The following is a 12,261-nucleotide window of genomic DNA, read 5'->3' on the forward strand; positions in this document are numbered from 1 at the left end:
CCTACGCCCGGTCCCCGAGTAGGTCCACGTGTCGCTTCGTCAGCGGCGTCCGTTTGGTATAGGAGACAGGGCCCGGTCGGCGTCCCCGCCGCCCCCGGCCGCCGGTTCGGGCAGGTCGGGGACGAGCGCGGTGAAGGCCACCGAGACGACCCGCATCCGGGGGTCCCGGTCCGGTTCGCTGTAGGTGCGCAGCTGGTCCAGGTGCAGGGCGTCGACCAGGCCGGCCGCCAGGCCGGTCTCCTCGGCCAGTTCGCGGCGGGCGGCGCTCTCGGCGGATTCCCGGGGCAGCACGAAGCCGCCGGGGAGCGCCCAGGCGCCCGCGTACGGTTCCTGCCCGCGCCGGATCAGCAGCACGTGCAGGGTGCCGCCGCGGACGGTGAAGACGGCGAGGTCGACGGTCACCGCGAACGGCTCGAAGGCGTACGGGTCGTAGCCGCCCGCGGCGCCGCCACCGCGGCCGCCGCCGGCGTCCTCACCGGTGCCGGTGTCACGGCTCATCGGCTCCGCTCCCGTGCCCGGCCGCGCGCCTGCCCCGGCAGCGGATCCCGTACCCGTACCCGCTCCGGCAGCGGGTCCGCGAAGTGCCGGCCCTCCGCGAGCAGTTCGTCCACGGCCGCCGCGGCCGCGGCCAGCCGCGCCTCCCGGTCCCCGCGCACCACCAGGAAGCGCCTGCCGGTCCGCTCCAGCTCCTCCCGGAACCGGCCGGTCATCCACGGCCTCAGCTGCGGTCCGTCGCGCAGCCCGTCGTCCTCGAAGGGCACGTCCGCGTGGTCGGTGAGCACGTACAGGTCCCGGTGCGTGCCCGCGGCGATCCGCTCGACCTCCTCGCTGCGCCCGCCGGTGTACCGCTCGTGCCAGATGCCGGTGGCGAAGGAGTCGGTGTCGCAGAAGAGCACCGGCGATCCCAGCCGGGCCGCCCGCTCCTCCTCCGCGTCCTGCCGCCGTGCGATCACCGGGAACTCCTCCGAGGTGAAGGCCACATCGGCCCAGGTCGCCGCCGGGTCCGCCGCGCGCGCCGCGGCGAGCCGCTCCTCGCTGTAGCGCCGGCCGTACTCCGCGACCCAGCCCGTCGTGCTCCACACCCCGCCCCGGCGCCGCCAGTGGGCCGCCAGCGCCCGCGACAGCGTCGTCGTCCCGGTGGACTCGGCCCCGAGCACGACGATCCGCCGGGTCAGCGCGGCCCGTACGGCCGGCCCCAGGAACTCCCAGTTCCCGACCGGGTCCGCCCGTACCGCCGTCCCGGACACCGGGAAGAGGGTGCGCTCCCGGTCGACGCAGACCGCCTCGGCCCCGAACCGCCGGGCGAGCTCGCTCCCGTACTCCTCCGAGGTGAAGACGGCGTCGACCCTGCGGCCCACCGCGCCGCGGAAGATCGCCATGTGGGCCTCCCAGACCTCCGGGTCGTGCAGGTCGACCGGGATGTCGTCGACCGCGCCCACGACATCGGCACCGGGGTGCGCCTCGCGCATCCAGGCGACCCGGTCGGCGAGCGGCACCGACTCCACCGAGGAGGCGCACACCAGCACGGTCAGCCGCTCGCACTGGTCCTGGGCGGTGCGCACCAGGTGGTGGTGGCCGGCGTGCGGCGGATAGAACTTGCCGAGCACCAGGCCGTGCGCGTAGGCCTTCCCGCCGTGGCGCCTCACGCCGTCGCCTCCAGGGCCCGGCCGGCACCGCGCGCGGTGAGCGCCCGCTGCCAGCCGAGCAGTCCGCCCACGCACAGGGCGAGGAAGACGGTGTAGAGCAGGGAGGTGAGGTAGAGCCCCTTGTAGGCGTACAGGGGGATGTAGACCAGGTCCGCGGCGATCCACAGCCACCAGGACTCGACGAGCTTGCGGCACTGCCCGTACGTGGCCATGAGCGAGAGCCCGGTGGTGACGGCGTCCCAGAACGGGACGGTGGAGTCGGTGGCCCGGCTCAGCAGGAGCGTCAGGCCGAGCACCCCCACCGCCCCCGCCGCGCCCAGCACGGCCCACTCGGCGCCCGTCGTACGGCGCACCGGCAGGGCCCCGGCGGTTCCTGGTCCACCCCCGTGGGTCCAGGACCACCAGCCGTACGCGGCGAGGGCGATGAAGACGATCTGCAGCCCGGCATCGGCGTAGAGGCCCGCCTGCGCGAAGAGCACGATGAAGAAGACGTTGTTGGCGATGCCGATCGGCCAGTTGGCGACGTGCTGCCGGGCGACCAGCCAGACGCAGACGGCTCCTGTGGCGAATCCGAGGATCTCGGTCCAGCTCGTGTGCCACCCCATGGCAACCCCCCGCTTTCTTTATAGTCAGGTTGACTATAAAGAAGATCCGGGGGCGGCACAAGCGCGAAGAACCCGCGGCGCCCAAGGGCACCGCGGGTTCTTCGGTCGTACGGGAGGGGCAGCCGGTCTTTACAGACCGACCTCCTTCATGAGCATGCCGACCTCGGTGTTGGTCAGGCGGCGCAGCCAGCCGGACTTCTGGTCGCCCAGCTCGATCGGGCCGAAGGAGGTCCGCACGAGCTTCTCGACCGGGAAGCCGGCCTCGGACAGCATGCGGCGGACGATGTGCTTGCGGCCCTCGTGGAGGGTCACCTCGACCAGGTAGTTCTTGCCGAGCTGGTCGACGACGCGGAAGTGGTCGGCGCGGGCGTACCCGTCCTCCAGCTCGATGCCGTCCTTGAGGCGCTTGCCGATGTCGCGCGGCAGCGGCCCGGTGATGGCGGCGACGTAGGTCTTCTTCACGCCGTACTTCGGGTGCGTGAGGCGGTGGGCCAGCTCACCGTGGTTGGTGAGGAGGATGATGCCCTCGGTCTCGGTGTCGAGCCGGCCGACGTGGAAGAGACGCGTCTCACGGTTGGTGACGTAGTCGCCGAGGCACTGGCGGCCGTCCGGGTCCTCCATGGTGGAGACGACGCCGGCCGGCTTGTTCAGCGCGAAGAACAGGTGCGACTGGGTGGAGACGGTCAGGCCGTCCACCTTGATCTCGTCCGAGGGCTTCACGCGCTTGCCCTGCTCCAGCACGATCTCGCCGTTGACCTCGACGCGGGCCTGCTCGATGAGCTCCTCGCACGCACGGCGCGAACCCATGCCGGCACGGGCGAGCACCTTCTGCAGGCGCTCCCCCTCCTCCTCGGCGCCCGGGAAGGTCTTCGGGGTCTTGATCACGGGCTTGTCGGCGTACCGGTCGCGCACGCGCTCCTCGATCCGCGCCTCCAGCTCGCGCGGCTTGGACTGGCCGCTGCGGCTGCCGGGGCCGATGCGCGGGCCGCCCGCGCCGCCGATGCCGGGGGTCCTGGAGGTCTTCGGGCCGCCCTTGGCGCCACCGCGGGCCGACGCGCCGCGCGCACCGCCACCGCGGTTGCCGTCGGCCGCGCCGCGGGCACCGCCGCCGCCGGCCTTGGCACCGCCGCGGCCGTTGCGCTCGCCCTCGGGGCCCACGTCGTAGCGACGCTCCTCGGGGCGGGGGTTGCGGATGCGGGGCTCGGGCTCGCGGTCACGGTCGGAGCCGCCGCCCTGATAGCCGCCACCCTGGCCGCCACCCTGGTAGCCGCCGCCGGAGCCGCCGGAGCGGTAGCCGCCGCCGGAGCCGCCGGAGCCGCCGGAGCCGGACCCGCCGGAGCGGTAGCCGCCGCCGGAGCCGGAGCCGCCGGAGCCGCTGCGGTAGCCGCCGCTGGAGCTGCCGCCGCCCGAGCCGGCGCCGCGGTAGCCACCGCCGCCGCCGGAGCCGCCGGAGCTGCCGCCGCGTCCGCCGCCCGAGCCGGAGCCCGAGCCGCCCTGGCCGCCACCGCGGTAGCCGCCGCCGGAGCCGCTGCCACCGCCGGAGCCGCCACCGCGGTAGCCACCACCGCCGCCGCTGGAGCTGCCGCCGCGGGGATTACCTCGCCCGCCGCCGCCACCGCCGCTGCTGTTCCTGTTGCCGCCACCGTTGCCGTTGCCGCTGCTTCGCATCAAAGTTCCGTCGTCTTGTCGTCTTCATCGGTATCCGGAGAGTCCGGATCGAACGACGGAACACCCTCTTGCGTCTCGGCTTCGATCGCGTCCGCCTCGGGGAGGAAGGGCGCGAGCTCCGGGAGCTCGTCCAGGCCGCGCAGGCCCATCCGCTCCAGAAAGTAGTTCGTCGTCCTGTACAGGATCGCACCTGTTTCGGGTTCCGTCCCCGCCTCCTCCACCAGACCCCGCTGGAGGAGGGTGCGCATGACCCCGTCGCAGTTGACTCCGCGGACCGCCGAAACCCTCGACCGGCTGACCGGCTGGCGGTACGCCACGACGGCCATCGTCTCCAGCGCCGCCTGGGTGAGGCGGGCCTGCTGGCCGTCCAGCACGAAGGCCTCGACCGCCGGCGCGAAGTCCGCCCGGCTGTAGAAGCGCCAGCCCCCGGCGACGAGCCGCAATTCGAATCCGCGGCCCTGTACGCCGTACTCGTCCGCGAGCTCGCGCAGCGCGACCGCGACCTCCCCGGGGCTCCGCTCCAGCACCTTGGCGAGGTGCGCCTCCGTCGCCGGCTCGTCCACCACCATGAGGACGGCCTCCAGCGCCGGCTTCAGGTCCAGCCCGGCCACCCGCGGCGCCTGCGACTGCCCCGGTGCCGGGGCCTCCGACGCTGCCGGTGCCGGTGCCTCCGCCGGTGTCTGCTGCTCCTCTGCCCGCGGCCCGCTCATTCCTTGACCTCCACGATCCGGTCGAACTCGTCCGTCACCCTCGGCATGCCGTCCCCGTCCCCGCCGCTCCAGCGCACGGTGAGCGTCCGCAGGGCCTCCTCCTGGTCCAGGACCACCGCCTTCTCCCGGTAGAGCTCCAGGAGGGCCAGGAAGCGCGCCACGACGGTGAGGGTGTCGGCGGCGTCCTCGGTGAGCTCCTGGAAGGTGGCCTCGCCGCGTGCCTTGAGCAGGGCCACGACCAGTCCGGCCTGCTCCCGGACGCTGACGAGCGGGGCGTGGATGTGGTCCACGTACACCTGGGGCTTCGCCCTGGGCTGCATGGCCTTGACCGCGAGCCTCGCCAGCCCGTCGCCGCCGATGCCGATGACCACCTCGGGCAGCAGCTCGGCCAGGCGGGCGTCCAGGCCGACGGTGCGCGGGTAGCGCTTCCCCTCGGTTTCGGCCCGGTCCCGGAAGATCTCGGCGATCCGCTTGTACGCCCGGTACTGGAGCAGCCGCGCGAAGAGCAGGTCCCTGGCTTCCAGCAGCGCGAGGTCGGCCTCGTCCTCCACCTCGGCGACGGGCAGCAGCCGGGCGGTCTTCAGGTCGAGCAGGGTCGCGGCGACGACGAGGAACTCGGTCGTCTGGTCGAGGTCCCAGTCGGGTCCCATGGAACGGATGTGCGCCATGAACTCGTCGGTGACCTGCGACAGGGCGACCTCGGTGACGTCGAGCTTGTGCCGGGAGATCAACTGCAGGAGCAGGTCGAAGGGGCCCTCGAAGTTCGCCAGCCGCAGCGTGAACCGCCCGTCGCCCGCGCCGGCCGCCGCGGCCCGCCCGGAGCCGCCCGGAGCCCCTGCGGGCTCCCCGGACGCCCCGGAGGGCCCCCGGGGCGGCTCGAGCGGCTCCTGGGGCGGTACGGGGCCTGCGGCGCCCTCCGGGGCCGCCACGGCCGCGGGCGGGGCACAGGGCTGTCCCTTCTACCCATCTGATCATATGGGTATAAGAGACAGGCCGGGGGCCGTGCCCGGGGCCGTGCCCGAGGCCGTGCCCGAGGCCGCGCCGGGGGCCGTGCCCGCGCCTGAGTCCGCGCCCGCGCCGGGGGCCGCGCCTGAGTCCGCGCCCGCGCCGGGGCCCGCGCCGGCGGTTGCCGTGACGCTCTGGCCCGACACCTTCACGGAGCACCTCGCCCCCGAGACCGGCCACGCCGCCGTACGCGTGCTGCGCGCCGCCGGACTGGAGGTCACGCTGCCCGCCGCCCCCGTCTGCTGCGCGCTGACCTACGTCTCCACCGGCCGCCTCGACCGCGCCCGCAAGGTCCTGCGCCGCACCCTGGACGCCGTGGGCGACCGGCAGGGGCCCGTCACCGTTCTCGAACCGAGCTGCGCGGCGGCGCTCCGCACCGACCTGCCCGCCCTCCTCCCGGACGACCCCCGCGCGCACCGCCTCGCCGCGGCCGTACGCACCTTCGCCGAGACCCTGGAGGAGTACGCCCCGCACTGGAGCCCGCCCCGCCTCGACCGGCCGGTCGCCGGCCAGACCCACTGCCACCAGCACGCCGTCCTCGGCGACGCCCCCGACCGACGGCTCCGCGAACGCGCGGGCCTCACGGGCGACCTCAGCGGCGGCTGCTGCGGCCTCGCGGGGAACTTCGGCTTCGAACCGGGCCACCACGAGGTCTCCCTGGCCTGCGCCGAGGAGCAGCTCCTGCCGTCGCTGCGCGCGGCCGCGCCGGGTACCGAGGTGCTGGCCGACGGCTTTTCCTGCCGGACCCAGATCGCGCAGCTGTCCGGCGGCCGGGCCCGCCACCTCGCGGAGGTCCTGGCGGAGGCGCTGGCGGAGCCGGAGCCGGAGTCGGAGTCGGAGTCGGAGTCGGAGTCGGAGGCCGAGGCCGTGCCGGAGGCGCCGTAGCCCGGGCGTCACGGGATGTAAGGCAAAACACGCAGGCATGCTCCTTACGCACGCCCTAGTCTGGAGAGATGGCCGTACCCAGCTCCGCCCCCGCCTCTCCGCCCACGACCGCGCCCGTCAGCGCCTCGGTTCCCGCCCCGGTTCCCGCTTCCGCGGCTCCCGCATCCGCCCCCGCGGCCCCCGCGGCCCCCGTGGATCCCGCCGCCGACGGCTCCTTCCGGGCGCGCTTCGGGCCCGTCGCCCTCGTGGTCAGCGCGGGCGTCTCGGTGCAGTTCGGGGCCGCCATCGCGGTCATGATCATGCCGAGGACGGGCGCGGCGGGCGTGGTCACGCTGCGGCTCGCGGCCGCCGCGCTGGTGCTGCTGCTCCTCTGTCGGCCCAAGCTGCGCGGGCACTCCCGTGCCGACTGGATGACCGTGGTGTGGTTCGGCGTGACCATGGCCGGCATGAACGGCCTCTTCTACCAGGCCATCGACCGCATCCCGCTGGGTCCCGCCGTCACCCTGGAGGTGCTGGGCCCGCTGGTGCTGTCCGTCGCGGTCTCCCGCCGCCTGATGAACCTGCTGTGGGCCGGGCTGGCGCTGGCCGGCGTGGTCCTGCTCTCCACCCACGGCGGAGGCGGCTTCGGCGGACTCGACCCGCTGGGCGCGGCGTACGCGCTCGGCGCCGGCGGCATGTGGGCGGCGTACATCGTCTTCAACGCGCGGACCGGCCGGCGGTTCCCGCAGGCCGACGGCCTGGCGCTGGCGATGGCCGTGGCGGCCGTGCTCTCGCTGCCCCTCGGCGTGATCGAGGCGGGCTCGGCGCTCCTGCTCCCCAGCACGCTGGCCCTCGGGCTCGGCGTGGCGGTGCTGTCCTCGGTCCTGCCCTACACGCTGGAACTGCTCGCCCTGCGCCGGCTCCCGGCGCCCACCTTCGCGATCCTGATGAGCCTGGAGCCCGCGATCGCCGCGACGGCGGGCTTCCTGGTGCTCAACCAGGCGCTGTCGCCGCTGGACGCGGCGGCGATCGCGCTGGTCATCGCGGCGAGCATGGGCGCGGTCCGCTCCCAGACCCGCCGGCGCCCGCGGCCGCTGAAACCGCAGGCCTGACCCGGCCACCGCCGACCCGGCCGCCGCTGACCCGGCCGCCGCTGATCCGGCCGTCGTCGTCACCGGCCGTCGTCGCCGGTCGGCGACCCGGCGGGAGCTCCGGGTCAGCTCCAGATGACGTCGCTGTCGGTCCGCAGCACCACGACGTCCGCGTGCTGGACGTTCGCCTCGACGTGGAACCCCGTCGGCCAGTCCGCGGACCAGGCGGAGAGCGAGGAGCCGACGCCGGCGCCGCCGGAATCCGCGTCCGGCCGGTCCTGGCTCCAGCCGCTCGCCACGGTCACACCGAGCGCGAGGGTGCTCATCGCCGCGGCGGCGAAGTACATCCGAGGAGTTGTCATGCGCGGAGCATCCCAGCCGTGCGGGGCGGAGGGAAGACCTCAGCCGGCATGGCCCGGAGCGGCAGCCGTCCCGGTCCCGTACCGGGCCGCCATCGCGGCGGCCACCGCTCCGATCCGCTCCCGCAGCGCCCGCGGGGCGAGCACCTCCGCCTCCGCCCCCAGCTCCAGGAACTGCGACTCCGCGTGCGCCTGTGACTCGATCGGCAGCACCGCCCGCGTCCACCCGGGCAGCTCGGGATCCGGGGTCCCGGCGGCCGCCAGGGCCCTGGCCTGGGCGCCGGTCAGCCGGGCCGCTCCGCGCGCGGACACCCGTACCTCCGCTTCCTCCGGGTGCAGCCGCTCGTGGAACTCCGCCTGGGTGCGCCGCCAGTGTGCGGCCAGCTCGAAGCCGTCCGGGAGCACGCACTCCTCGCCGGTCTCCCGCACCCCGAGGACCTGGTCCACCCGGTAGGTGTACGGCCCGGCCGGCTTCCCGCCGGCGGGGTCCGCCGAGGGCTCCGCCGGGCCGGCGACCAAGTACCAGCGCCCCGCCTTGAGGACCAGCCCGTACGGGGCGAGCCGCCGGTCCACCTCGTGGGGCGCCTTCCACCGCCGGTAGCGGACCTCGATCACCCGCCCCCGCCACACCGCGTCGGCGATCTGCCCCAGGTACGGGGTCTCCTCGTGCTCCGCGTACCAGCCGGGCGCGTCCAGGTGGAACCGCAGCCGCATCCGGTCGGCCTGCGCGCGCAGCTCCGCGGGCAGGGCGGCGCGCAGTTTCAGCTGGGCGGCGGACAGGGCCCGGCCGAGGCCGAGTTCGGCGGCCGGTCCGGGCATCGAGGTGAGGAAGAGCGCCTCGGCCTCGCCCGGGGCCAGGCCGGTGAGGCGGGTGCGGTAGCCGTCGAGGAGCTGGTAGCCGCCACTGTGTCCGGCGTCGCCGTACAGCGGAACACCGGAGGCGGACAGCGCCTCCGCGTCGCGGTAGACCGTACGGACGGACACCTCCAGCTCCTCGGCGAGCTCGGCGGCGGTCATCCGGCCTCTGGTCTGGAGGAGGAGCAGGATCGAGAGCAATCGGGCGGCCTTCATGTGCACTCCACTGACACATGATGTCAGCAGACCGCTCCTACGGTTGCCCCCAACAGCACCGGAACGGCCAGGGGAGAACGCGCATGGGCAACGGCAACGGCAACGGCATCGGCAACGGCATCGGCAACGGCAACGACGACTTCGGCTTCCTCGTCGGCACCTGGGACGTGGCCAACCGCCGGCTCGCCGACGGCCTGGACCCGGACAGTGGATGGGAGGAGTTCCCGGGGACCTCCCGGGCCACCCGCCACTTCGGCGGCGCGGCGAACTTCGACGAGATCGAGTTCCCGACGAAGGGGGCGGCCGGACTGACCCTGCGGCTCTACGACCACGAGCGCGGCCGGTGGACCCTGAACTGGGCGAGCGCCCGGACCGGGACGCTCTTCCCGGCCGTCGTCGGCCGGTTCGAGGAGGGCGCGGGCACGGGCCGGGGGGTCTTCGAGGGCGAGGACAGCCACGGGGACACGCCGGTCCTGGTGCGGTTCGTGTGGTCGGGGACGCGGACGGACAGTCCGCGCTGGGAGCAGTACTTCTCCGCCGACCGGGGCGGGAGCTGGATCCTCAACTGGACGATGGACTTCACCCGCCGCACCCCGCGACCCGACTCCGACTCCGCCGTCGGCGAGTGAGCCGGCCGCTCAGAGCAGGCCGAGCACCGTGGACAGCCCGTCCGGCCGCTGGTCGACCGGGAGGTGGCGGACCAGTTCGACCCGGCAGCCCAGGGCGGCGGCCCCGCCGTCCGCGACCTCGTCGTCACCGACCATGAGCACGTCGGCGGGCGCCTGCCCGAGCGCTGCGCAGGCGGCCCGGAAGAGCCGGGGATCGGGCTTCTGCACCCCGTGCTCGAAGGAGAGCAGGTAGCCGTCGACGAGGTGGTGCAGGCCGTGGGCGCGGAAGACGGGCCGCAGGTCCCAGCCGATGTTGCTGACGATGACGACCGGGACGCCCCGCTCGCGCAGGGCGCCGAGCGTGGCCGCGGTGTCCGGGTAGGGCCGCCAGGCCGCAGGGGTGCGGTGCCGGGCGTACAGGGCGCCGGCCAGCTCCGGCACGGGCAGCGCCGCCTCCAGGATGAGGGCGGTGTAGGCGGCGTGGTGGTTGGCGGAGCTCAGGTCGCGCTCGCGCCACAGCCGCTCTAGCCGGGGCGGCAGCCGGCGCGGGTTCGCCCCTCCGGGCAGGGCGCCGGCCTCCTCGAGGCGGGCCGCGCAGTCGGTGAGTTCGGCCTCGGACAGGTCGCGCCCGGTCTGCGCCACCACCGCGCGCAGCCAGTCCCCGGTGGGCTCGATGCGGAACAGGGTGCCGGAGAAGTCGAACATCACGCCCTTGATCATGGCGCCGATCCTCGCCGCGGGAGCGGGGCGCGCGCAAGCCCCGTACGCCGGGAGCGACGGAACGCCCGGCACCCCAAACTGCCGGTCCGGCAGCCCAGTTGGGAGGCGTCCGCGCGGCTCGGCAACGCTTCGGCAAATAATGCAAGCACGCTTGATTGTTTCGGTGACGGCTGCCAGGCTTCCCCCCACGCCGAGAAGGGGAGCGCACCCGTGCCCGATCCGTCCGCTGTCGCCGTCTTCGCCGATCTTCACGAGGAGGGTCGGGAACTCGATGCCCTGGTGGGGGAGTTGACCGTCCCCGACTGGGCGCGGCCCACGCCCGCGCCCGGCTGGAGCCTCGCCCACCAGATCGCCCACCTGCACTGGACCGATCGGGCCGCACTGCTCGCCCTCACCGACGCCACCGCCTTCGCAGGCCTCGTCGAGGAGGCCGTCAAGGCCCCCGACACCTTCGTCGACGCGGGCGCGGAGGAAGGGGCCGCGCTGGCCCCCGCCGAACTGCTGGCCCGCTGGCGGGCCGGCCGCGCGGCCCTCGACGAGGCGATCGCCGAGGCCTCGCCCGGGGCGAAGTTCCCCTGGTACGGGCCGCCGATGAAGGCCGCCTCGATGGCGAGCGCCCGCCTGATGGAGACCTGGGCGCACGGCCAGGACGTCGCCGACGCGCTCGGCGTCCGCCGCGTCCCCACGGACCGGCTGCGGCACGTGGCACGGATCGGGGTCCGGGCCCGGGACTACGCGTACGCGGTACGGCGCCTGGCGGCGCCGGCGGAACAGTTCCGGATCGAGCTGACCGCCCCCGGCCTGTTAGTTGAGCGGTACCGGAAGAACCGGAATCTACACAGGTTGGTTCGTCGGCAGCTGCAGATGGGAATAAGGGACAGGAGCTGGAACTTGCCCTCGGCGCCCGCGAAGCCGTAGGTGTTGCCCTCGGCCAGGCCGATCTCGGTCTGCAGGTTGATGTCGATGGTCTTCTTGACCTGGGTCCACTCGCCGAGCCGGGCGCGCAGGTGCACGACGCGCTCGCCGGAGGCCGCGCTGAAGCCCTTCGGGATCTGCGGCAGGTTGAAGGTGTGCTCGTCGCCCGGCGTGCCCAGGTTCTCCCACTTGCCGTCGACCAGGGCTTCCAGCTGGAGTTCGGTCTTGACGCCGTCGAAGCCGTTCTTCACCCAGGTGTTGAGCGCCGTGCCGAACTCGCCGTCTCCGGTGAGGCGGTAGGTCAGGTCCATCTCCCGGCACTGGGGCCCGGCGATGTCCTTGCAGGCACCGATGTTCTTGTAGGAGGACTCCAGCTTCCCGGTCTTGGTCTCCGGGCCCGTCTTGAAGGTCAGGGAGCCCTCGCCGCCCTCGGCGATCTCGTTGGCGTAGGAGGAGGCGCGCAGCTTGAAGTCGCCGTTGGTGGTCGGGTAGCTCGCGCCGAGGCCGATGGTGACCTTCCAGGTCATCTTCGCGCCGGCCGCGATCTCGAAGCCCTCGCCGCCGTTCTTGCCGGCCGGGTGGAAGTGGCCCTGCCACTCGCCGTCCTGCTGCCGGATCTTGTACTCCGTCGCCGGGGCGTTGACCGCTTCGACCTTGTAGACGACGTCGTTCTGCTGGAGGGGGCTGGCGCCGGTCGGGTCGAGGAGCATCCAGGGGTGGTAGGAGGAGGTCTTGTCCGTCGTGTTGGCGACCGTCAGCTCGAAGGTCTCCGTCGCGCCGCCCCGGGTCAGCGGGCCGCTGGGGACCGGGGCGCTCATCGTGGTCTTCAGCGCCTTGGGGTTGCCTTCGGCGGCGTGGGCCGTGGCGGGGATCAGGGCGGTGCCGGCGATGGCGGCGACGACGGTGGCGGCGGAGGCGGCGCGGAGGGCGATGGTGCGAGCGGACATGGTGGACTCCCCCAGGAATCATCAAGAGCTAAAGGCAGTGGCGGCCGAGTGG

11 protein-coding genes and 2 pseudogenes are annotated in these 12,261 nt (G+C 74.0%); 4 read left to right on the top strand and 9 right to left on the bottom strand.

What is annotated here, in order from left to right; translation table 11 throughout:
- Positions 1–69: 69 nt before the first annotated feature.
- The 6 genes and pseudogenes from DRB89_RS38255 to DRB89_RS38280 all read right to left on the bottom strand — a co-directional run.
- Positions 70–498 (bottom strand): annotated as a pseudogene (locus DRB89_RS38255) (NUDIX hydrolase); the annotation flags it as partial.
- Positions 495–1,646: an AAA family ATPase gene (locus tag DRB89_RS38260; RefSeq protein ID WP_112452090.1), complete on the bottom strand. Its 1,152-nt coding sequence runs from the start codon at positions 1,644–1,646 to the stop codon at positions 495–497. The gene DRB89_RS38260 and the pseudogene DRB89_RS38255, both read right to left, overlap by 4 nt.
- Positions 1,643–2,251: a nicotinamide riboside transporter PnuC gene (gene pnuC, locus DRB89_RS38265; RefSeq protein WP_112452089.1), complete on the bottom strand. Its 609-nt coding sequence runs from the start codon at positions 2,249–2,251 to the stop codon at positions 1,643–1,645. Before pnuC ends, DRB89_RS38260 begins: the two co-directional genes overlap by 4 nt.
- A 129-nt stretch (positions 2,252–2,380) precedes the next feature.
- Positions 2,381–3,919: a pseudouridine synthase gene (locus DRB89_RS38270; protein WP_112452088.1), complete on the bottom strand. Its 1,539-nt coding sequence runs from the start codon at positions 3,917–3,919 to the stop codon at positions 2,381–2,383.
- Positions 3,919–4,629 carry an SMC-Scp complex subunit ScpB gene (gene scpB, locus DRB89_RS38275; protein ID WP_239516582.1) on the bottom strand — a complete coding sequence of 237 codons (711 nt, stop codon included), beginning with the start codon at positions 4,627–4,629 and terminating at the stop codon, positions 3,919–3,921. The genes DRB89_RS38270 and scpB overlap by 1 nt, the downstream gene beginning before the upstream one ends.
- Positions 4,626–5,558, bottom strand: coding sequence for a segregation/condensation protein A (locus DRB89_RS38280; RefSeq protein WP_112463644.1), 933 nt, complete (start codon positions 5,556–5,558; stop codon positions 4,626–4,628). The genes scpB and DRB89_RS38280 overlap by 4 nt, the downstream gene beginning before the upstream one ends.
- 202 nt (positions 5,559–5,760) lie before the next feature.
- Between DRB89_RS38280 and DRB89_RS38285 the strand changes: the two are divergent.
- Positions 5,761–6,519, top strand: a pseudogene (locus DRB89_RS38285) ((Fe-S)-binding protein); the annotation flags it as partial.
- A 68-nt stretch (positions 6,520–6,587) separates the two neighbouring features.
- Positions 6,588–7,610: an EamA family transporter gene (locus DRB89_RS38290; RefSeq protein WP_112452436.1), complete on the top strand. Its 1,023-nt coding sequence runs from the start codon at positions 6,588–6,590 to the stop codon at positions 7,608–7,610.
- A gap of 104 nt (positions 7,611–7,714) precedes the next feature.
- On the opposite strand, the gene DRB89_RS38295 is transcribed toward DRB89_RS38290, so the two are convergent.
- Complete coding sequence (locus DRB89_RS38295) at positions 7,715–7,951, bottom strand: hypothetical protein (RefSeq protein WP_162688904.1); 237 nt, start codon at positions 7,949–7,951, stop codon at positions 7,715–7,717.
- A gap of 39 nt (positions 7,952–7,990) precedes the next feature.
- Complete coding sequence (locus DRB89_RS38300; RefSeq protein WP_112452438.1) at positions 7,991–9,019, bottom strand: WYL domain-containing protein; 1,029 nt, start codon at positions 9,017–9,019, stop codon at positions 7,991–7,993.
- A gap of 83 nt (positions 9,020–9,102) precedes the next feature.
- Here DRB89_RS38300 and DRB89_RS38305 point away from each other — a divergent pair, with 83 nt between their 5' ends.
- Positions 9,103–9,648, top strand: a complete 546-nt coding sequence (locus DRB89_RS38305) for a hypothetical protein (protein ID WP_112452439.1) — start codon at positions 9,103–9,105, stop codon at positions 9,646–9,648.
- 9 nt (positions 9,649–9,657) lie between these two features.
- On the opposite strand, the gene DRB89_RS38310 is transcribed toward DRB89_RS38305, so the two are convergent.
- A complete protein-coding gene (locus DRB89_RS38310) occupies positions 9,658–10,347 on the bottom strand; it encodes an HAD-IA family hydrolase (protein WP_112452440.1) in 690 nt (229 codons plus the stop codon).
- 210 nt (positions 10,348–10,557) lie between these two features.
- Between DRB89_RS38310 and DRB89_RS38315 the strand changes: the two genes are divergently transcribed.
- On the top strand, positions 10,558–11,265 hold the full coding sequence (locus DRB89_RS38315; RefSeq protein ID WP_112463645.1) for a TIGR03084 family metal-binding protein: 708 nt from the start codon (positions 10,558–10,560) through the stop codon (positions 11,263–11,265).
- Positions 11,266–12,261: the final 996 nt, after the last annotated feature.

This window comes from Streptomyces sp. ICC4 (genome assembly GCF_003287915.1).
Lineage (GTDB): Bacteria > Actinomycetota > Actinomycetes > Streptomycetales > Streptomycetaceae > Streptomyces > Streptomyces tritrimontium.

What these genes read in the sequence shown, in the direction of transcription:
- pnuC (WP_112452089.1), bottom strand. Translation starts at nt 2,251, where the DNA reads ATGGGGTGGCACACGAGCTGGACCGAGATCCTCGGATTCGCCACAGGA.
- DRB89_RS38305 (WP_112452439.1), top strand. Translation starts at nt 9,103, where the DNA reads ATGGGCAACGGCAACGGCAACGGCATCGGCAACGGCATCGGCAACGGC.
- DRB89_RS38295 (WP_162688904.1), bottom strand. Translation starts at nt 7,951, where the DNA reads ATGACAACTCCTCGGATGTACTTCGCCGCCGCGGCGATGAGCACCCTC.
- scpB (WP_239516582.1), bottom strand. Translation starts at nt 4,629, where the DNA reads ATGAGCGGGCCGCGGGCAGAGGAGCAGCAGACACCGGCGGAGGCACCG.
- DRB89_RS38310 (WP_112452440.1), bottom strand. Translation starts at nt 10,347, where the DNA reads ATGATCAAGGGCGTGATGTTCGACTTCTCCGGCACCCTGTTCCGCATC.
- DRB89_RS38270 (WP_112452088.1), bottom strand. Translation starts at nt 3,919, where the DNA reads ATGCGAAGCAGCGGCAACGGCAACGGTGGCGGCAACAGGAACAGCAGC.
- DRB89_RS38290 (WP_112452436.1), top strand. Translation starts at nt 6,588, where the DNA reads ATGGCCGTACCCAGCTCCGCCCCCGCCTCTCCGCCCACGACCGCGCCC.
- DRB89_RS38300 (WP_112452438.1), bottom strand. Translation starts at nt 9,019, where the DNA reads ATGAAGGCCGCCCGATTGCTCTCGATCCTGCTCCTCCTCCAGACCAGA.